Source organism: Helicobacter pylori (assembly GCF_021062735.1).
Taxonomy (GTDB): domain Bacteria; phylum Campylobacterota; class Campylobacteria; order Campylobacterales; family Helicobacteraceae; genus Helicobacter; species Helicobacter pylori_DN.
Genome location: NZ_JAHXLB010000007.1, coordinates 17643 through 38755, shown reverse-complemented (window position 1 = coordinate 38755; position 21113 = coordinate 17643). Strand labels below are relative to the sequence as shown.

The following is a 21113-nucleotide window of genomic DNA, read 5'->3' as shown; positions in this document are numbered from 1 at the left end:
GTAATGTATAAAAATATTCTTTTTAAGTCTGTGTGTATCCGATAGGTTTTTTATTATGATTTTTAATAAAATTTTCTAAAATCACATTCTCAGCCCTTTTAGAAGTTGAAAAACTATCTTGGTAAGTTTTACCAAATAGGGTATAGGTAGGTTGTTCTGGAAAAAATGCATACACTTGTACGATTTTATTAATCTTTAAGAGCGATTGCAATACAAAATAATTTGTTGTGCTGCAAGTGCCATTTTTACGATATTCTACTTTGCCACAATTATAAGATTGTACTCGCTTCGTGATGGGTGTAATGCTATGACCGATTTTAAAAATTTTACCTTGAATAACAAACACATATACAAGTCCTTTGTTTTTCATATTCTTTTCATCAATGGCGTTGATTTCTAATTTTTCCAAACTATTATTGGGGACTAATTCGCATAACAAATTAAAATACTCTTTGTATTCAAAGTCCTTGTAATCAATTTCATCTTTTAAATCATTAACACTCTTTAAAATTATATCGCTCTTTCTTTTTGCCATAATACGCCCCATTAAATTTTTGGATAAATTCTAATTCTTGCTTGTTTAGAACAATACTTTCCAATAAAGGTAAATGCTGTAACACTCTAATGTTATTAAAATTTCCATAACGAGTGAGATTATTAAGAAATAAATAAATTTCATTATCTAATTCGGTTTTAATTTTTAAGGCCTCTTCGTAGTTTTTGCAACGCACAAACGCAATGCTTTGTGTCATACCGCAATTATCAATAAATGTGCTGTATTGATTAGTTAAAGATAAAAAGACTTTATAGCCTTCTTGATATTTGTGAGGGATTTTACTATATACGACTTGACTAGGGGTATGGATAAGCTTATAAGGATAGTCCTTATTTTGAATGGGCGATAAAAATTCCTTTTTGGTTGTTCTGTGTAGAAAGCTTGTTGTTTCTATTTTGTAGGTGGGTAAATGAGTGTTATTGATTGTCTTATCTAAAATGCTACAAACCAATTCATTTAAATATAATGGAATAAAATTCAAACGAGTTTTAAGAGATACTCTTTGTTTGTCTTTTAAGGTGTAATGATTTTCAACAATAAAACTTTTTTGATTAGGGATTTTTTGTAATAAAAACCAAGTGAAAGATGATCCGACTTTTTTAAAGTATTTTTTAGCTCCACCAATATTAAGATGGATAAATTGATATTGTGAGAGTAAGTTGGGTAAAACATTCCTATCTGAAAAACTCATCCAATGATTAGGCACAATAAATAAAATATAACCCCCATTTTTTGTAAGCTCTAAGGCTTTTTTAATAAAGTCTCTTGCCAGATTATGATTTTTAGAAGTGCGACCTAGTGCATTAAATTTAGCAAAAGGCGGATTAGCCACGATTAAGTCATAAAGAGTAGCCCTATCAAATTTTAAAAAATCCTTACAGCTTAAATGGATATTGTTCCCAAAATATTTTTTAACATGCTCAATGCGTTTAGGGTTAATCTCATTAAAATACAGATTGCTTAAAGAAGTCTTAGTCTCTAAATAAGCAAAAAAATTCCCATTCCCACAACAGCAATCTAAAATTTTTAAATGTTCTTGTTTAAAAAAATCGCTTGGGATAGTGTCTATCATTTCTTTCACACAATCTAATGGGGTGCAAATATCATTAGAATTAACAAAATGACTTGTGTCAAAATTGAGTGTGTCAAAATACGCTTTAATTTGCGAAAAACTATGTAATTTGATGCGTTCGTGATTTAAAAAAGGGCGTTTTTCTATCAAAGGGAGAGCTAACACTATTTTTGAACCTTTTTAATTTTATTGGCGTTTCCTAAGTCCATTATATCATATCCACCTTTATAATTTCGTTAGTGTTTATTTTCTATTTTTTAAGAAATAAGCTTTTGATTATCTTTTATAAGAAATCTATCGTTTTTTGGCAGAGTTTTTTAAAATCTAGTATTCCAAGTAAAGAACGCTAAAAAGAATATTAGGGCTAATTTAAAGAGTTTTATAACCCCATAAGTTAAGGATAAAATTTAAAGGAAAACCCTTAAAGCTAAAAGCCTTAAGGGAACTTTTGAAAAACAAAAGCTATCGTTTTACAGAAACTTCGTTTTACAAAACTATCGCTTCAATAAAACAACAACTTTACACCCCAAAAACGAAATTTCAAGGTATAATGTTTTCCAAGAGTTTTTGCCATGTTTGGTAGCCATGACAAACTCCTTTTATGGATTTATCCCCATAATCCGACTTATGGGGGTGTTTATTCTACAACAATCTTTCTAAAAACACTCTTATAAAGCTTGATTGAACATGTCAAAACACCCTAAAACTTTTTTTGAAATTCAATAAATTTATGCTACAATTAAACGCATTGTAAATAAATTCTCATTTTGATACATTTTTGCAATAAAACATTACTTTAAGGAACATCTTATGAAAAAAACGAAAAAAACGATTCTACTTTCTCTAACTCTTGCAGCATCACTCTTGCATGCTGAAGACAACGGCGTTTTTTTAAGCGTGGGCTATCAAATCGGTGAAGCGGTTCAAAAAGTGAAAAACGCCGACAAGGTGCAAAAACTTTCAGACGCTTATGAACAATTAAGCCGGCTTTTAACCAACGATAGTGGCACAAACTCAAAGACAAGCGCGCAAGCGATCAACCAAGCGGTTAATAATTTGAACGAACGCGCAAAAACTTTAGCCGGTGGGACAACCAATTCCCCTGCCTATCAAGCCACGCTTTTAGCGTTGAGATCGGTGTTAGGGCTATGGAATAGCATGGGTTATGCGGTCATATGCGGAGGCTATACCAAAAGTCCAGGCGAAAACAATCAAAAAAATTTCCACTACACCGATGAGAATGGCAACGGCACTACAATCAATTGCGGTGGGAGCACAAATAGTAATGGCACTCATAGTTCTAGTGGCACAAATACATTAAAAGCAGACAAAAATGTTTCTCTATCTATTGAGCAATATGAAAAAATCCATGAAGCTTATCAGATTCTTTCAAAAGCTTTAAAACAAGCTGGGCTTGCTCCTTTAAATAGCAAAGGGGAAAAATTAGAAGCACATGTAACCACATCAAAGTATCAACAAGATAATCAAACTAAAACGACAACTTCTGTTATTGATACGACTAATGATGCGCAAAATCTTTTGACTCAAGCGCAAACGATTGTCAATACCCTTAAAGATTATTGCCCCATGTTGATAGCGAAATCTAGTAGTGGAAGTAGTGGCGGAGCTACTACAAACACCCCTTCATGGCAAACAGCCGGTGGCGGCAAAAATTCATGCGCGACTTTTGGTGCGGAGTTTAGTGCCGCTTCAGACATGATTAATAATGCGCAAAAAATCGTTCAAGAAACCCAACAACTCAGCACCAACCAACCAAAAAATATCACACAACCCCATAATCTCAACCTTAACACCCCTAGCAGTCTTACGGCTTTAGCTCAAAAAATGCTCAAAAACGTGCAATCTCAAGCAGAAATTTTAAAACTAGCCAATCAAGTGGAGAGCGATTTTAACAAACTTTCTTCAGGCCATCTTAAAGACTACATAGGGAAATGCGATGCGAGCGCTATAAGCAGTGCGAATATGACAATGCAAAATCAAAAGAACAATTGGGGGAACGGGTGTGCTGACGTGGAAGAAACTCTGTCTTCATTAAAAACAAGCGCCGCTGATTTTAACAACCAAACGCCTCAAATCAATCAAGCGCAAACCCTAGCCAACACCATTGTTCAAGAACTCGGTCATAACCCTTTCAAACGGGTGGGCATCATTAGTTCTCAAACCAATAACGGAGCGATGAATGGCCTTGGGGTGCAAGTGGGTTATAAGCAATTTTTTGGAGAAAAGAAAAGATGGGGGTTAAGGTATTATGGTTTCTTTGATTACAACCACGCCTATATCAAATCCAATTTCTTTAACTCGGCTTCTGATGTTTGGACTTATGGGGTGGGCAGCGATTTATTGTTTAATTTCATCAACGATAAAAACACCAACTTTTTAGGCAAGAATAACCAGATTTCTTTTGGGCTTTTTGGAGGCATCGCCTTAGCAGGGACTTCATGGCTTAATTCTCAATTCGTGAATTTAAAAACCATCAGCAATGTCTATAGCGCTAAAGTGAATACGGCTAACTTCCAATTTTTATTCAATTTGGGCTTGAGAACCAATCTCGCTAGACCTAAGAAAAAAGATAGTCATCATGCGGCTCAACATGGCATGGAATTGGGCGTGAAAATCCCTACCATTAACACGAATTACTATTCTTTTCTAGACACCAAACTAGAATATAGAAGGCTTTATAGCGTGTATCTCAATTATGTGTTCGCTTATTAAAAGCTCTCTTTTTAAAAAAAGGGGGGGTTAAACTTCTAAAAAACCCCTAAAGCTAAAAATTTTCAAAAAACAATCATTAAACCCTAAAAAAGAAATTTTAAGGTATAATGTTTCCGCCATTTTTATTTTTCGTTTTTAGTTTTCCATGGCAAACTCCTTTTTAGAATTTACCCCCATAACCGCTTTTATGGGGGCGTTTGTCTTACAACAATCTTTTCAAATTTAAAAAATGCTCTCTTTAAAAACTATTAAAGAGTAAAATGACCTTACAAGATGAGCTTTTTTGTGGTTTCCATTAAAAAATTTTTTAGCGGAGGTTTTAAAAACAAGGGTTTTTTACTCACTTCTCTTGATTTACACAACACAATCAAGCGTCTTAAGGCAATTTAAAATAAAATAGTGCTAGCATGACCCCAAAGCCCCTTATTAAATTAATCTATACCAAATAGTAAGGAGTTATCTAACATGGGGTTTTTCAAGCTTAAAGAACACAACACTAACATTGCCACCGAGTTTAGAGCGGGTTTAACGACCTTTATCACCATGATTTACATCGTGCCCTTAAACGCTCTTATCCTTTCTCACGCCAACATGCCTTATGAAGCCCTTTTGAGCGCAACGGCCATTATCACTATCTTATCAAGCGTGTTTAACGGATTGTGGGCAAACACCCCTATTGCTATGAGCGTGGGTCTAGGGCTATCAGCTTATTTTAGCTTTGGGTTAGTTCAGGGGCTAAAACTCCCTTGGCAGAGCGCTTTAGGCATCGTAGCGCTCTCGGGAGCGATTTTTGTGATTTTGTCTTTCACTAAATTTAGAAGTTGGGTCATGCGAAGCATTCCTAGCGATTTAAGGCGTGCGGTGAGCGCGGGGATAGGGGCTTTTATCGCATTTATTGGTCTTAAAGAAATGCATATCGTCGTTACCCATAAGGCTACGCTGGTAACTTTAGGCGATTTTGGAGATCCGCATGTGTTATTGGGGGTTGTGGGGATCATTCTAACTTTCGCGCTCTACACGCTCAAAATCAGGGGTTCTTTCATTATAGCAGTCTTAATCACTTCCATTCTCGCATGGGTTTTAAAGCTAGCCCCTTACCCTAGCGAGTTTTTTTCCATGCCCGCTAGCATTGGCCCTATCGCCTTTCAATTAGACTTTAAGGGCATTTTTTTTGATGCGAGTGGGGCTTTCACTTTAGCGTTAGTGCCAGTCATCATCACTTTTTTTGTAACCGATTTGTTTGATTCTTTAGGCACGCTTGCAGGGATTGGCCACAAGACTGATTTTTTCAATGATGAAGAAAAAAATAAGGAATTAGAAAGGACTTTAGAAGCGGATGCGGTGGCTTCTTTAGGGAGCGCGGTGGTGGGCGTTTCTACTACGACCGCTTTTATAGAGAGCGCGAGTGGGGTTGAAGAGGGGGGCCGCACAGGGCTTACAGCGGTTTTTACCGGATTATTTTTTGTTTTAACGCTCTTTTGCTTACCTCTTTTAAAAGCTATTCCTAGCAATGCGATTTATCCGGTGCTGGTGGTAGTAGGGGTTTTGATGTTTAGCGTGTTAGAGGGGGTGAATTTTAAAGACATGGCCATTAGCGTTTCCACTTTTTTAACCGTGGTGATGATGCCCTTAACCTTCTCCATTGCCGATGGCTTAGCCTTTGGCTTTTTGTCTTATAGTATCATCAAATTGGTTCAAAAAGACTTCAAAGCGCTCAATTCAGGCATTATCATTCTCTGCATCATTTCTGTTTCTGTATTTATCTTTCGTTAAGCTCTTTTTAAGGGGCTTTGCATTTTTTACTCATTTCATGCCTCTTTTTCTTTATTTAGACAGATTATTATCTTAAAATAATTGTAATATCATTATTATTATATCAACTCAATAAAAAAGGAGAAGGTATGCAAAAAACTTCTAACACTTTGGCGCTGGGGAGTTTGACAGCGCTATTCTTTCTAATGGGTTTTATCACGGTTTTAAACGACATTTTAATCCCACACTTAAAGCCCATTTTTGACTTGACCTATTTTGAAGCTTCGCTCATTCAATTTTGCTTTTTTGGGGCGTATTTCATCATGGGAGGAGTTTTTGGGAATGTGATCAGTAAAATCGGCTACCCTTTTGGCGTGGTGCTTGGTTTTGTGATCACAGCGACGGGGTGCGCGTTGTTTTATCCGGCGGCACATTTTGGCTCCTATGGGTTTTTTTTAGGAGCGTTGTTTATTTTAGCGAGCGGGATTGTGTGCTTACAAACCGCTGGTAATCCCTTTGTAACCTTGCTTTCTAAAGGTAAAGAAGCCAGAAACCTGGTTTTAGTCCAGGCGTTCAATTCGCTTGGCACGACTTTAGGGCCTATTTTTGGGAGCTTGTTGATTTTTAGTACGACTAAAATGGGCGATAATGCAAGTTTGATAGACAAATTAGCGGACGCTAAAAGCGTTCAAATGCCTTATTTGGGCTTGGCGGTGTTTTCGCTCATTTTAGCGTTCATCATGTATCTTTTGAAATTGCCTGATGTGGAAAAAGAAATGCCTAAAGAAACGACGCAAAAAAGCCTGTTTTCGCACAAACACTTTGTTTTTGGGGCTTTGGGGATCTTTTTTTATGTGGGGGGAGAAGTGGCGATTGGCTCATTCTTGGTGCTAAGCTTTGAAAAGCTTTTGAATTTAGACCCTCAATCAAGCGCGCATTACTTGGTGTATTATTGGGGAGGCGCGATGGTGGGCCGTTTCTTAGGCAGTGTTTTGATGAATAAAATTGCCCCTAATAAATACCTGGCTTTCAACGCCTTAAGTTCTATCGTGCTTATCGCTTTGGCTATTCTCATTGGAGGCAAGATCGCTTTATTCGCTCTGACTTTTGTGGGCTTTTTCAACTCTATCATGTTCCCTACCATCTTTTCTTTGGCTACACTCAATTTAGGGCATCTCACTTCTAAGGCTTCTGGAGTGATTAGCATGGCGATTGTAGGAGGAGCGTTAATCCCCCCCATTCAAGGTGCGGTTACAGACATGCTAACAGCGACCGAATCAAATTTGCTCTACGCTTATGGTGTGCCGTTATTGTGCTATTTTTATATCCTCTTCTTTGCGCTTAAAGGGTATAAGCAATAAGAAAACTCCTAAAAAAGGGGGGGTTTCTCTTTTATTTTCTTTCTTTTAGCTTGTTTTAAAAATCAATAATTAAAAAACTTGACTTTAATCAAGCAAGCACTCTATAAAAGGTTTTATTTGTCAGTATTTGATGAGGACAGAGCTTTTTTTAACAACTTGAGGCAAAAACACAAACAGGGTTTTTAAAATTTTTAAGACGCGATCAAAAACATTGCTAATGAATAAAAAAATCTCCTAATTACAAAAGATTAAGAGATTTTAAGAATGAAGCGAAGAATAAAGACTAGTAAATGGGTTTAGCGTCTTTGAATTTATATTCCGTAAGAAACCCAGTGCCATCAAAATTACCCACTAAAGAGATCTTTGCAATATCACCCACTTGACAATCGGTTTCTAAGATAAGATAAGGCACTTCATCTTTACCGATTAAAGTGATCACTCGGCCCTTTTTTTCACGGCTTTGCTTAGGGAACTCTTTAGAATCAAGGCCTGTGGTATTATCGCCGGTTTGGAGCATTCTAAAAGCATAGCACATGCCATCATTGATTTGAGCGCTATAAATTTTGCCTTTTTTAACTTCTTTTTTAACCCCCGGTTTAAGCGCAATGCGTATTTCTGAGTGGATCTCAGCTTCTTGCATTTTGCCCTTATAATCTCGCACCTGAACCTTATGCACGCCATTAGGATCTCCCTTTTTAAGCAGAGAATCTTCATAACTGAATTTTTGAATGTCTAAATCCCCATCAACAAAACTCCTAGCGTCAAGCTGAACGCTCAAAAGCCCTAGCAACCCAATTAATGAAAATTTCAAACAACGCTTATAAAAACAACTCATCAACAAATCCTTTCAATGTAAAATCAAACAAATATATCCCAAAATGAAAAACAAAAAGATCACAAAATTGCTAATTTAGCAACAAAAACGCACCCTGTCAAGAATTCAAAGCCTAAAGAAATCATTCAAAAATAATTTCTTCCGGTTTGATTTCATCGCCATAAACAGGCTCTAAAGTTTCCTTATAAGCTTCTTTTAAGAAGTCGCTAGAAATGAGAGAATCCATCTCGTTATTCAGCCATTCTAAAAGCTTAGGGTTGCCTTTTTTAATCGCTGGAGCGATCACATCCTTATCGCCAAGGCTTGTAATGCCTAATTTAAACTCAGGGTGCTGTTTCGCCCAAGCGAGCAATAAAGTGTTGTCATGGGCTAGAGCGGTAGCCTTATTATTTAAAAGGGCTAAAAAAGTCTCTGTGTTTTGCTCAAATTTCAAAAGTTTGATATTGGGGTAATTTTTAGTGAAATAAAAATCCGCTGTCGTGCCTTTATTCACAATCAACTCTTTATCCTTCAACTCTTCTATATTTTTAATGACCCCATCTTTAGAAATCACCCCCAAAGCGACTTTCATATACGGCTTAGCGAAATCCACGACTTTTTCTCTTTCTTTAGTGCGCGTGAAATTAGCCATGATAATATCCACTTTATTGGCTTTTAAAAATTCCACCCTAGCTGAGGCTTCTACAGGAATAAACTCAATCTTATTTTCATCGCCCAATAAATCAAGGGCCATGCGTTTAGCGATGACTACATCATAGCCTTGATATTTCCCTTTAGAATCCACAGATCCAAAAGGAGGCTTATCGCTAAAAACCCCCACTTTTAAAACCCCTCTTTGTTTAATGACTTCTAAAGCGTCCTTTTTTTCTTTATGGCTATCAGAGCATGCGTTAAAGACTAAAGCGATCAAAACTAAAAACAGCCCCCACATTTTAAAAAGCCCGTTCGTTTTCATAAAAACACCTTTTTTTTGAAATTAAAATCATCTTTTTAGCAAACTTTATTTAACAGCTCCCTAAAAAATGGAAAGTTTCTAAAAATTTTTGCGCTCTTTGAGATTTCGGGTGGTTAAAAAATTCTTTAGCGCTGTTTTCTTCAGCGATTTTACCGCTATCAAAAAACACGATTTTATGAGCGATTTTTTGCGCGAATTTCATTTCATGCGTTACAATCACCATGCTCATGCCCGTTGTGGCTAATTCTAAAATCACTTCTAAAACTTCTTTAACCATTTCAGGGTCTAAAGAGGCGGTTACTTCATCAAAAAGCATGATTTTTGGCCGCATGCACAAAGAACGCACGATCGCTACTCGCTGTTTTTGCCCGCCGCTCAATTCTTTAGGGTAAGCTTGTTGTTTATGCTCCAAACCCACTCGTTTTAAAAGCTCTATGGCTTGAGAAATGACCTCATCTTTGGATCGTTTTTGCACTTTCATAGGAGCGAGTAAGATATTATCTAACACATTTAAATGCGGGAACAATTCATAATTTTGAAACACCATGCCTATTTTTTGGCGCATTTGATTCCAGTTAGTGGCTGGCGTATTAAGGTTAGTGTTTTCAAAAAGAATTTCACCTTCATCAATCTTTTCAAGCCCGTTCAAACACTTTAAAAAAGTGCTTTTCCCGCACCCGCTAGGCCCTAAAATCACTGCCACTTCACCCTTATTTAAAGTGAAATTGATGCCGTCTAAAACCAAATGGTTTTGATAGGTTTTTTTTAACCCTTTGGTTTCTAAAATCGCGCTCATTTTACCCTCTAATGTGTTGGAATTTTTTTTCTAAATGGGAACTATACAGGCTCAAACTATAGCATAAACTAAAATAAAACATTAAGATAACGCCATAAACCACAAAGCTCGCATTGGGCATGCGTAAGAGGTTAAGCTCTATGATTTGCTGGCCCACTTTTAACAAATCAATCGCTCCAATGAGAGAGACTAAGGCTGTGGTTTTAATCATGCGCGTGAATAAATTAAGACTTGAGGGTAATAAAGACAAAAAGCTTTGAGGGAAAATAATATTAAAAATCACCCTTTTTGAATCCATGCCTAAAGCCAGAGCGCTTTCTACTTGGTGTTTGCTCACGGAAGTTAAAACCCCTCTAGTCAAATCCATCATTTCAGCGCCCCCCCACAAGCTAAAAACAATAACGCTCGCCAAAACCGCGCTAATATGCAAATCAAACCAGCTCGCTAACCCAAAATACACGATAAAAAGCCATGCTAAAAGCGGGATGATGCGAATGCTTTCTAAATACACACGACACGCCAAAACCATTATTTTAGAGCCAAACGCCATCAAACTCCCTAAAAGCATTCCAACAATGATTGAAATCATTGCAGAGCTAAGAGCGATCAAAAGAGTGATCTCAAACCCTTCTAACAAACGCTTAAGGTTGTCTAATTCTAACAAAACTCCCATTTTAAGCCACTTTCTTTTTAAAGAAGCGCTCTAAGATCACAAACAAAACGCTTAAAGGGAGCAAAGCGATCAAATAAGTGAGGCTTAACATCAAAAGGCTTTCAGTCGTTTTGTAATAAATGCCAATAAAATCTTTCGCCACAAACATGATATCGGTTAGGGCTATCGCGCCCACCACAGAAGTTTCTTTGAGTAAAAAAATCACATTCGCCCCTATAGAAGGCATAGAAACGCTTAAACTTTGAGGCAGAATGATGTAATACATCATTTTCAAAGGGCCAAACCCCAAACTCAAAGCGCTTTCTCTTTGAATGGAAGCTAGGCTTTTAAACCCAAGCAAAAAACTCTGACTCATATACCCCCCACCCAAAAACCCTAACGCTAAAATCGCGCACTCTAAAGCGCTCAAACCGATTTCATTCAACCCGTAATACAAAAAGAAAAGCTGGATGAGTAGGGGCGTGTTCCTAGCGATTTCGCCATAGATATAGATAATAGGGGAGATAAAGCGCGTTTTAAAATACAAAATGATCGCGCACAAAAACCCCACCAAAAGAGAGAGTAAAATCCCAAAAAAAGAAATATAAAGCGTGAGTTCTAACCCCTTAAGAAACATAGGGATGGAGTGAAACATAAAATCCCAATCTAATGCCATAACGCTAAACCTTAAAATTAATGACGCTTTAAAGCATCATGTTTAAAAACAGCTCTTATTCACCCTAATTGTTAGAAGTTTGGAAAACCCAAGCCTTTAAGCGGGAAGTTTATGAGCTATTTTGCCACTATTCAAAGAAAATTTGGATTATAATAAAAAAACTGGCTGAAATTAACAACAATGATTAAACAATCATTAAATGGAGAGGACATGCAAAAAAGTTTAGTTTCTTTGGCTTGGGTTTTTGTCGCTATTTTAGGGGCGATCTGTTTAGGGGTGTTAGCCTTACACAAGGGTGAGAGCATTAACACGCTATGGCTTGTAGTAGCGAGCGCTTGCATTTATAGCATAGGCTATCGTTTTTATAGCCATTTTATCGCTTATAGGGTGTTAAAGCTAGATGATAGCAGAGCCACGCCCGCATGCGTAAGGAATGACGGCAAGGATTTTGTGCCAACCGATAAAGCGATCACCTTTGGGCATCATTTCGCCGCTATTGCTGGGGCTGGCCCTTTAGTAGGCCCGATACTAGCCGCTCAAATGGGTTACTTGCCCTCTATCTTATGGATTTTGATAGGCTCAGTTTTAGGGGGTTGCGTGCATGATTTTGTGGTGCTTTTTGCTTCCATTAGGCGCGATGGCAAGTCTTTAGGCGAAATGATCAAGCTTGAAATGGGTCAATTTGTAGGCATGATCGCAAGTCTGGGCATTTTAGGGATCATGCTCATTATCATTGCGATTTTAGCGATGGTGGTGGTGAAGGCTTTAGCGCATTCGCCTTGGGGCTTTTTTACGATCGCAATGACTATTCCCATTGCGATTCTTATGGGGCTTTACATGCGGTTTTTCAGGCCGCATAAGATTTTAGAAGTTTCTGTTATCGGCTTTATCCTATTGATTATAGCGATTTATGCGGGTAAATACGTTTCTTTAGATCCTAAATTAGCGTCAATATTCACCTTTGATGCCAGTTCTTTAGCGTGGATGATCATGGGCTATGGGTTTGTGGCTTCTATTTTACCGGTATGGTTTTTACTCGCTCCACGAGATTATTTAAGCACTTTTTTAAAAATTGGCGTGATAGGGGTGTTGGTTGTGGCTATTGTTTTTGTCGCTCCGCCTTTACAAATCCCTAAAATCACGCCCTTTGTAGATGGCAGTGGGCCTGTGTTTGCAGGAAGCGTGTTCCCTTTCTTGTTTATCACGGTGGCTTGCGGGACGATTAGCGGTTTTCATGCTTTAATTTCTTCAGGCACGACCCCTAAAATGCTCGCTAAAGAAAGCGACGCAAGGCTAGTGGGCTATGGCTCTATGGTGATGGAGAGCGTTGTGGCTCTTATGGCGTTGGTGTGCGCAGGGATCTTGCACCCAGGGCTTTATTTCGCTATCAATTCACCAGAAGTGAGCATCGGTAAAGATATAGCTGATGCGGCTTCAGTGATTAGCTCATGGGGGTTTAATATCAGCGCTGAAGAAATCAGTGAAATGACCAAAAACATCGGCGAAAGCTCTATTTTGAGCCGCACCGGTGGGGCGCCCACTTTTGCGATCGGTTTAGCGATGATTGTGTATCACATTTTAGGGGATCCAAGCGTGATGGCGTTTTGGTATCATTTTGCGATTTTGTTTGAAGCTTTGTTCATTTTAACCGCTGTGGATGCTGGCACACGAACCGCTCGTTTCATGATCCAAGATTTGCTCGGTAATGTTTATAAACCTTTGGGTAATCTTAGCTCTTATAAGGCTGGGATTTTTGCCACTCTTTTGTGCGTGGCAGGGTGGGGGTATTTCTTGTATCAAGGCACGATCGATCCTAAAGGAGGGATTTATACGCTATGGCCTTTATTTGGCGTGAGCAATCAGATGTTAGCGGGCATGGCGTTGTTGTTGGTTACGGTGGTGTTGTTTAAAATGGGGCGTTTTAAGGGGGCGATAATAAGCGCCTTGCCGGCAGTTTTGATTTTATTTATCACTTTTTATAGCGGTATTTTAAAAGTAATGCCAAAGAGTGATGATAGCGTGCTTAATAATGTTTCGCATGTGGCGCAAATGCAAATCATCAAAGAAAAAATCGTGCTCACTACCGATGAAAAAGCGCTAAAAACGCTCCAAAAATCCCTTTTTAACCATGCGATTGATGCGATTTTGTGCGTGTTTTTCATGCTTGTAGCGCTTTTAGTGCTGATCGTGAGCGTTAGGATTTGCTCAAACGCTTATTTTAAAAACAAAATTTACCCGCCACTGGCTGAAACCCCTTACATTAAAGCTACTTGAATAAAGGGGGCTTAAACCTCCTTTTGCTACAAACCCAATAAAATCATTTAAACTTTTGCTATATTTGTAATCTTTTATGTAAAACTCTTAAGGGGATAGGGGGTATTTTGAAATCATTCTCCCCTCTAACCCCCTTAAGATCTCGCTAATCAAAGACTGCTTTTAAGAGAGGTTATTGTTTGATTAAAATCAAGCTCTTTACTATTAGATTATAAAAATGCTAAAAGCATGCTTTAGATTTTAAAGATGATGGATTTTTGCTTATGCGATTTACAAAAAGAGTTTTTACTTGAGTTTTGTATGATAGAGATTAGAGAGACGGTGTCAAAAACGCCCGCCACAGAGACAGCATCAAAATGATGCTACTAGGGCCGTGTATAACGCGCTCCTGTCAGAATAAAGGGCGGGGAAGTCTTTAGGCACAGGCCCGTTTTCACCCGGTTTAAAGCCTTTGTTAGTATACACGCCATAATACGCAAGATCCACGCTACCACTCAAATATTCAGTGAATTTATAACCTAAAGAGATCATCGCTCTCGCTTCCCAAGAGACCACTGAATTGGAATATTGTGTGGCGAATTTCCATGTGAATTTTTTGGCAAAATGAGTGCCGCCACAAGAAAGGAGAATGGTAGCGGCGTCTCTTTTAAGAGCTGTGCCTGTAAAACCCGCATAGACGCTGTTACTCCCCATTATCACACCGCTTGGATTCCCCATATTGCCTATCCAACCATTAGCGTTTTGAAAGACTTTATAAAAAGCGATTGAAACATTATAATTATTGATGTCAAAGCGTTGGCGGATAATGAGATTTTGCCCGTTTTGAGTGGCAGGCGTGTCGTATCTATAGACCGGACTCCCGTCGGATTTAACGATCATCCAAGGGTAGTAAATGGGGAAAAACCCTATGATAGCTGTATCAGAGCGAAAGCCTGTGCCGCTAAAATTAGGGTTAGAGTCCCAACCAATCTTAACGCCCGGAGCGTTAAAGATTTGAGGCGAAAGGTAATAAAAGCCTTCTATGAGGAAACGATGAGGTTTATAGGTGAGTTGCACCGCATGCGTGCCATAAAGCACCTTTCGCCCATGGCTATCATAACCTCCTTTATCGTTTTTGGTAAAGCCTCCGCTATAAGTGGTCCGTGCGGCAAACCAATCCATTAAAAACGAACCATAAGCGAACGCCCTCCCAAAAGAGCTAAACCAAGTCAAGTGCACTTTCTTGTATTGCCCAGAAATTTGAAAGCCTTGCGTTTGACCGCTTTTATAAGGCATAGTGGATAAATAGCGCCCGGCTTTTATTTCAAAATAATTCTTATAAGCGTATTCTAAATACGCATCGCTAAAGACATAATTGCGGACATTTTTGTTGTGTTTCATGTTCTGTGTTTCAAGGCTATCGGTCTGTAAGATATTCGTATAGCCCCCCATGAACCCATCGTAATAACCAAAGAGATTGTAAGCTACAGATCCGTCTTCAAATTTCTTCGTGCCGTCATAGAAAATAGATCCCACCATGCCCCCTATTTTGCCTTTTAGAACATGGTCTGAAACCTTTTTGGGTAACAGGCTAAAACCAAGCCCTAAATAGCCCGCAATCGTTGCGAATTGCTGCATAGGGTAGATGCCTCTTTCTTTATTGATTTTATGCTGGTTAAAACCGATAGTGCTGGATTGATCCACAAAGCCGTTGAGCTTAGCTTCAAAACCTTGCAAAGAAGAGCTTAAAAATGCCCCAAAGAATAAAACCTGACTTGCCTTTTTCATGCATGCCTCCTAAAATGAGATTGATAAATGCAAATATTTTTAAAGATAAATCTATTCTTTGATTTTTATTATTCTTAGCTTTGAAATAATTATAATATGTAAAATAATGCGTATGATGAGAAAGTCAAGCTTTTAAAAGCTAAAAACGATTAATTTGTGGAAAATTTACTCTCTTTAAATTCAAATGGCTAATATATGGTGCTAAAATCCGTTACGAGTAACGGATTATTTTGAATGGATCGCTTGAGAATGGGGTTAAGCTTTGTTTTATTGTTTTTAGGTTTTATCTTGTTATAAAACAAAGCCTACTGGTTGTAATTCTTATACAATTCTATTAAATGCTTAGTGGAGCTGTCAAAATAAGCGTTGCTTTTATGCCCTTCTAATTCTTGTAAAATCGGCACGGCCAGTTCTTTCCCAAGCTCCACGCCCCATTGATCAAAGCTGTTAATATCCCAAATAACCCCTTGCACAAAGACTTTATGCTCATAAAGAGCCACTAACGCCCCAATATTGCTTGGTGAAATCTTTTCTAATAAAAGGATATTAGAGGGGCGGTTGCCAAAAAACACCCTGTGGTGGGCTAAATCTTTGGCTTCATCTTTGTCTAAGCCTTTAAAGAGCAATTCCCCAAGCGCTTCTTCATAACTCTTGCCTTTCATGAAGGCTTGCGCTTGCGCTAAAACATTGCTGAATAAAATCTCATGGTGGCCTTTAGCGTTAGGCTTTTTATCTAAGGAAGCGATAAAATCAATGGGGATTAAATGCGTGCCTTGATGCAAGAGCTGGAAAAAGGCGTGCTGAGCGTTAATGCCCATATCGCCCCAAACAACAGGGCAGGTGTCATAGGGGATGGTTTCGCCTTTTTTGCTGATGCGTTTGCCATTGCTTTCCATATCTAATTGCTGAATGAATTTAGGGAAGTGCCTTAAATACTGATCGTAAGGAGCGATTAAATGGCTTTTGGATTGGAAAAAATTGATATACCACACGCCAATTAGCCCCATTAAAACGGGCAAATTGCTTTCAAAAGGGGCGTTTCTAAAATGCTCATCCATTAAATACGCCCCCTTCAAAAGAGCGTTAAAATTTTTCTTCCCTAAATAGATCATAATGGATAAGCCAATGGCCGACCACAAGCTATAGCGCCCCCCTACAAAATCCCAAAATTCAAACATGTTATGCTCGTCAATGCCAAATTGTTGCACGGCTTCTTTGTTGGTGGATACCGCTACAAAGTGTTTAGCGATATGCTTTTCATCGCCGCTCCTTTCTACAAACCATTTTCTAGCGGTTAGGGCGTTGGTTAAGGTTTCTTGAGTGGAAAAAGTCTTAGAAGCCACGATAAAAAGCGTGCTGGCTGGATTGAGTTTTTCTAAAACATCTAAAATCTGTGTGCCATCCACATTAGACACAAAATGCATTTTTAATCTCGGGTGGGCGTAGCGTTTTAAGGCGGTGCAAACCATTAAAGCGCCCAGATCTGACCCCCCAATGCCGATATTGACAATATCGGTGATCACTTGATTGGTATAGCCTAGTCTTTTACCGCTCCTCACGCTATCGCTAAAGGCTCGCATGCGTTTTAAAACGCTCCTAATACTTTTTAACACTTCCATGTTGTCTAGCAAGATTTCTGTGTCGTTCAAGCTTCTTAAGGCGGTGTGTAAAACAGCCCTTTTTTCGGTGGTGTTGATTTTTTCGCCCTTAAACATCGCTTCAATCTTTTCTTTTAAAGAGCAATCCTTTGCTAATTCAAAAAGAAGCTTTAAAGTGGTATCGTTCAAGCGGTTTTTGGAATAATCCAAGCTCAAGCTTTCCAATTGCACAAAATAGCGGCTCGCTCGCTCCTTGTCTTTAGAAAACCAATCGCGCATATGCATTTCTTTGATTTCTTCATAATGTTTGAGTAATTTTGGATAAGTTTTTAATTGGGTTAGCATCAATACCCCTTAATTAAAAGATATAACGCTGTATTATAAGCTAGTTTTAATTACAATTTTCAAATGTTAAGGAAAAACATTTTAGCTTACTATGGGGCGAATTTTCTCTTGATCATCGCTCAAAGCTTGCCCCATGCGATTTTAACCCCCTTGTTGCTTTCTAAAGGGCTTAGTTTGAGTGAAATCCTGCTCGTGCAAACCTTTTTTAGCTTTTGCGTGCTGGTGGCTGAATACCCAAGCGGCGTTTTAGCGGATTTGATGAGCCGAAAAAATTTATTCTTGGTTTCTAATGCCTTTTTAATCGCTAGTTTTTCGTTGGTTCTGTTTTTTGATAGCTTTATTCTCATGCTTTTAGCGTGGGGGCTGTATGGTTTGTATAATGCATGCTCTAGCGGCACGATTGAAGCTTCACTCATCACAGACATTAAAGAAAACAAAAAGGATTTGTCCAAGTTTTTAGCCAAAAACAATCAAATCGCTTATTTAGGCATGATTATAGGGAGTTCTTTGGGGTCGTTTTTGTATCTCAAAGTCCATGCGATGCTGTATGTCGTGGGGATTTTTTTAATCATGCTTTGTGCGCTAACGATCATCATTTATTTTAAAGAAAAAGAAGAAGATTTTAAAAGCCAAAAAAGTTTGAAACTCCTTAAAGAGCAAGTCAAAGGCAGTCTTAAAGAGCTTAAAGATAACCCCAAGCTTAAAATTTTGTTAGTGGGGCATTTGATTACGCCTATCTTTTTTATGAGCCATTTTCAAATGTGGCAAGCGTATTTTTTAAAACAAGGCGTTAAAGAGCAATACCTTTTTATGTTTTATATCGCTTTTCAAGTGATTTCCATCCTCATTCATTTTTTAAAAGCTTCAAATTACAGCCAAAAAATCGCCCTAAGTTCGCTTTTGGTGTTGCTTAGCGTTAGCCCCTTATTGCTTATGAATATCCCTTATTGTTTCATAGGGGTGTATGCACTCATGGTGGCGTTTTTTGCTTACATGAGTTATTGCTTGGGGTATCAATTTTCCAAATTCGTTTCTAAAAACAACATTTCATCGCTCTCATCGCTTTTATCAAGTTGTGTGCGTGTGGTCTCTGTGCTAATCTTATCGCTCAGTAGCCTGGAACTGCGTTACTTTTCGCCCCTAACTATCATAACCATGCATTTTGCCCTTACGCTTATAGCACTCTTTTTCTTTTTGTATAAGGCTAAGCCACTTGATGAGTGAATTTGCTTTAAGATTGTAACCTTTTAGCGATTTCTACAGCAACATCATAGCCATGATTTAATGCGGTAGCGATGCTCGCTCCTGATTTGAATAAAATATCGCCCACGATGAACAAATTAGGGATATTGTTGCTCTCTAAATTTTCCTTCACCACAGGGATATTGGTGCTAGGATCTAATTCTAAAGAACAGCGTTTAAAAAACTCTAAAGGGGTAGAGCCGCCGATCGCATACAGCAAGCGATCAAAACTCTCGCTCGTGTTATCGGTGAAATTAACCTTAATTTGAGCCCCATCTTCTTCTAGGCTTTCAATATCCACTCCAAGCTTGCTTTTAAGCGTGTTGTTGTTTAGGACTTCTTGCAAGTTTTTAGCGTTGTCTTCATTGATGCGGCTGAATTCTTTTTTGCGGTAATTGAGAGTGGTAGGGGTGGTTTTGCACAAAGCAATAGCGTATTCCACCGCTGAGTTGCCTCCGCCGATCACAAGGGTTTTTTCATTTTCCTTACAATCATTGATGCTAAAAACCACTTGTTTAGAGAGCGCGACAGGGATTTTATAAGTAGTAGGGCGGTTTGGCTGGCCCATTTTCCCGATCGCAACCACCACAAATTTAGCATGATAGGTTGTGTTAGAAGTGGTGGTGATTTTAAAGTATTCGCCTTCTTTTTTCACGCTCTCAATATCGGTTTTATAGCTTGGCGTGATGCGGTGCTCTTTTAAAAGGTTAGTGAAATTCTCTAAAGTTTCTTCTTTAAAGCTGTCTTTAAAAGGGATATGCCCTTTAAGCTCTACGACTTGCTTTTTATAATCTTTATCAATCCTTTTACCGGCTTTATAAAACTTTTCCAACATGCCTGAATGGCTTTCGGTTTTTTCGCATAAAAGCACTTTTTTAACGCCGGCTATTTCGCATTCTACGGCCGTGGCAATGCCCCCAGGCCCTGCACCCACTATCAATACATCTAAAATTTCTTGGTCCATTCCTATCCTTTTATTTTAATTCTTTTTAATTCTTTTGGCGTTTTTCTTGTAAAATCGCTTCGTTCAAATCGCTCGTGCTGTCATACAACACGCTTTCAAGCATGCGTTTTTCGTCGTCAAACTGACCGCTTTTAACCCCCCATAAAAACGCTATTAAGCCTACCAATCCCATAAGCACTGAGACAACTAACATGATGGTTAAAATTTCTGTATTCATCTCTATATCTTTTAGGTTATTAGGATAATGCTGTCATTATACTAAAAGATAGCGTTTAAATCACCAACAGGTTAATAAGTTTGGATAACATGAAAATGAGAAAACTAAAAAGAGGGTTTTTATGCAAGAAGCGTTGTTGCGTTTTCAAGAGGGTTTTAAGGAGTGGGGTTATCTTATTTTATTTTTATATTCTTTAGGGGGTGGGTATGTGGGGATTGTCATCGCTTCCATTTTGAGCGCTACCACGCACGCTTTGGATATAAAAATAACCATTTTTGTCGCTTTTTTAGGGAATATGGTAGGGAGTGGGGCTCTTGTAATCTTTGCCCGCTATCAAAAAAGAGAGTTTTTAAAGTATTTCCAAAAGCACCGAAGAAAGCTTGCTTTAGCGAGTTTGTGGGTGAAACGCTACGCCTTGCTCATGATTTTTGTCAATAAATATTTGTATGGGATTAAAAGCGTTGTGCCTTTGGCGGTTGGTTTTAGCAAATACCCTTTAAAAAGATTTTTATGGCTTAATGTTTTATCCAGTTTTTTGTGGGCGTTAATCGTGGGGAGCGTTTCTTTTCAAGCGAGCGATTGGGTGAAAACGCTGTATGAAAGGCTTTCTCATTACACTTCGTTTTTTGTCATAAGTTTTGTTCTTATAGTGCTTTTAATATGGTTTTTGTTGAAACGATATTCGCGCAAAATGGGTTTTTAAGCAAGATGTTTAATTAAATGCGCTAGACTACGCCCACAAGCATTCGCATGAAGCGGGTGTGTTAATATCTTTAAACACAAGGATTGGAATATGGGAAAAATTGGTATCTTTTTTGGGACAGACAGCGGGAACGCTGAAGCTATCGCTGAAAAAATCAGCAAGGCTATTGGTAATGCGGAAGTGATTGATGTGGCTAAAGCTTCTAAAGAGCAATTTAATGGCTTTACAAAGGTTATTTTAGTCGCTCCAACAGCCGGTGCGGGCGATTTGCAAACAGATTGGGAAGACTTTTTAGGCACACTAGAAGCGAGCGACTTTGCGAATAAAACCATTGGGCTTGTAGGCTTGGGCGATCAAGACACTTACAGCGAAACTTTTGCAGAAGGCATTTTCCACATTTATGAAAAAGCTAAAGCCGGCAAAGTGGTAGGGCAAACTCCCACTGATGGTTATCATTTTGAAGCTTCTAAAGCGGTAGAAGGCGGTAAATTCGTGGGTCTAGTGATTGATGAAGACAATCAAGATGATCTCACTGATGAGAGGATTTCAAAATGGGTAGAACAAGTTAAAGGTTCTTTCGCTTAATCTTTATAAGCCCTAAATTTTAGGGCTTTT

18 protein-coding genes and 1 pseudogene are annotated in these 21113 nt (G+C 38.4%); 8 read left to right on the top strand and 11 right to left on the bottom strand.

Annotated features, from left to right (window positions below; translation table 11 throughout):
• Window positions 1-22 precede the first annotated feature (22 nt).
• Window positions 23-535, bottom strand: a complete 513-nt coding sequence (locus tag KX581_RS04190) for a GIY-YIG nuclease family protein (RefSeq protein WP_120873273.1) — start codon at window positions 533-535, stop codon at window positions 23-25.
• Window positions 495-1793: an Eco57I restriction-modification methylase domain-containing protein gene (locus KX581_RS04185; protein ID WP_180629419.1), complete on the bottom strand. Its 1299-nt coding sequence runs from the start codon at window positions 1791-1793 to the stop codon at window positions 495-497. The genes KX581_RS04190 and KX581_RS04185 overlap by 41 nt, the downstream gene beginning before the upstream one ends.
• Before the next feature lie 283 nt (window positions 1794-2076).
• On the opposite strand from KX581_RS04185, the pseudogene KX581_RS08330 reads away from it, so the two are divergent.
• The 4 genes and pseudogenes from KX581_RS08330 to KX581_RS04170 all read left to right on the top strand — a co-directional run bounded on the left by KX581_RS08330 (window position 2077) and on the right by KX581_RS04170 (window position 7474).
• Window positions 2077-2302, top strand: a pseudogene (locus KX581_RS08330) (hypothetical protein).
• 136 nt (window positions 2303-2438) lie between these two features.
• Window positions 2439-4361 (top strand): Hop family adhesin HopQ, encoded by a 1923-nt coding sequence (gene hopQ / locus KX581_RS04180; protein ID WP_231175675.1) that lies wholly within the window; start codon window positions 2439-2441, stop codon window positions 4359-4361.
• A 465-nt stretch (window positions 4362-4826) separates the two neighbouring features.
• Complete coding sequence (locus tag KX581_RS04175; protein ID WP_000505431.1) at window positions 4827-6134, top strand: NCS2 family permease; 1308 nt, start codon at window positions 4827-4829, stop codon at window positions 6132-6134.
• A gap of 128 nt (window positions 6135-6262) precedes the next feature.
• Entirely contained in the window at window positions 6263-7474 is a 1212-nt protein-coding gene (locus KX581_RS04170) for a sugar MFS transporter (protein WP_100950386.1), read from the top strand.
• Window positions 7475-7757: 283 nt separating this feature from the next.
• Here the strand turns inward: KX581_RS04170 and KX581_RS04165 are convergent, their stop codons facing one another.
• From KX581_RS04165 to KX581_RS04145, 5 genes are all read right to left on the bottom strand, one after another.
• Window positions 7758-8309 (bottom strand): hypothetical protein, encoded by a 552-nt coding sequence (locus KX581_RS04165; RefSeq protein ID WP_033588567.1) that lies wholly within the window; start codon window positions 8307-8309, stop codon window positions 7758-7760.
• Window positions 8310-8430: 121 nt separating this feature from the next.
• Entirely contained in the window at window positions 8431-9264 is an 834-nt protein-coding gene (locus tag KX581_RS04160; protein ID WP_078247787.1) for a transporter substrate-binding domain-containing protein, read from the bottom strand.
• Window positions 9265-9313: 49 nt separating this feature from the next.
• Window positions 9314-10060, bottom strand: a complete 747-nt coding sequence (locus tag KX581_RS04155; protein ID WP_231175674.1) for an amino acid ABC transporter ATP-binding protein — start codon at window positions 10058-10060, stop codon at window positions 9314-9316.
• 1 nt (window position 10061) lies between these two features.
• The gene (locus KX581_RS04150) at window positions 10062-10733 is read right to left on the bottom strand and encodes an amino acid ABC transporter permease (protein ID WP_219026251.1); all 672 of its coding nucleotides are present in this window, start codon (window positions 10731-10733) and stop codon (window positions 10062-10064) included.
• Between the two features lies 1 nt (window position 10734).
• Window positions 10735-11388, bottom strand: coding sequence for an amino acid ABC transporter permease (locus KX581_RS04145; RefSeq protein ID WP_231175673.1), 654 nt, complete (start codon window positions 11386-11388; stop codon window positions 10735-10737).
• A 180-nt stretch (window positions 11389-11568) separates the two neighbouring features.
• Between KX581_RS04145 and KX581_RS04140 the strand changes: the two genes are divergently transcribed.
• Window positions 11569-13662, top strand: coding sequence for a carbon starvation CstA family protein (locus tag KX581_RS04140; RefSeq protein ID WP_231175672.1), 2094 nt, complete (start codon window positions 11569-11571; stop codon window positions 13660-13662).
• Window positions 13663-14013: 351 nt separating this feature from the next.
• Here KX581_RS04140 and hofH read toward each other — a convergent pair whose 3' ends face one another.
• Together hofH and pgi are read right to left on the bottom strand one after the other, a co-directional pair.
• Window positions 14014-15429, bottom strand: coding sequence for an outer membrane beta-barrel protein HofH (hofH, locus tag KX581_RS04135; RefSeq protein WP_231175671.1), 1416 nt, complete (start codon window positions 15427-15429; stop codon window positions 14014-14016).
• A 305-nt stretch (window positions 15430-15734) separates the two neighbouring features.
• Complete coding sequence (pgi, locus tag KX581_RS04130; protein ID WP_231175670.1) at window positions 15735-17372, bottom strand: glucose-6-phosphate isomerase; 1638 nt, start codon at window positions 17370-17372, stop codon at window positions 15735-15737.
• 63 nt (window positions 17373-17435) lie between these two features.
• On the opposite strand from pgi, the gene KX581_RS04125 reads away from it, so the two are divergent.
• Window positions 17436-18596, top strand: a complete 1161-nt coding sequence (locus KX581_RS04125) for an HP1165 family MFS efflux transporter (protein WP_231175669.1) — start codon at window positions 17436-17438, stop codon at window positions 18594-18596.
• Window positions 18597-18603: 7 nt separating this feature from the next.
• Here KX581_RS04125 and KX581_RS04120 read toward each other — a convergent pair whose 3' ends face one another.
• On the bottom strand, window positions 18604-19578 hold the full coding sequence (locus KX581_RS04120) for an NAD(P)-binding domain-containing protein (protein ID WP_231175668.1): 975 nt from the start codon (window positions 19576-19578) through the stop codon (window positions 18604-18606).
• A gap of 25 nt (window positions 19579-19603) precedes the next feature.
• Complete coding sequence (ccoS, locus tag KX581_RS04115; RefSeq protein ID WP_001090958.1) at window positions 19604-19795, bottom strand: cbb3-type cytochrome oxidase assembly protein CcoS; 192 nt, start codon at window positions 19793-19795, stop codon at window positions 19604-19606.
• 121 nt (window positions 19796-19916) lie between these two features.
• On the opposite strand from ccoS, the gene KX581_RS04110 reads away from it, so the two are divergent.
• Window positions 19917-20498, top strand: a complete 582-nt coding sequence (locus tag KX581_RS04110; RefSeq protein WP_231175667.1) for a DedA family protein — start codon at window positions 19917-19919, stop codon at window positions 20496-20498.
• Window positions 20499-20588: 90 nt separating this feature from the next.
• The gene (locus KX581_RS04105) at window positions 20589-21083 is read left to right on the top strand and encodes a flavodoxin (RefSeq protein ID WP_000516050.1); all 495 of its coding nucleotides are present in this window, start codon (window positions 20589-20591) and stop codon (window positions 21081-21083) included.
• The last annotated feature ends 30 nt before the right edge of the window (window positions 21084-21113 follow it).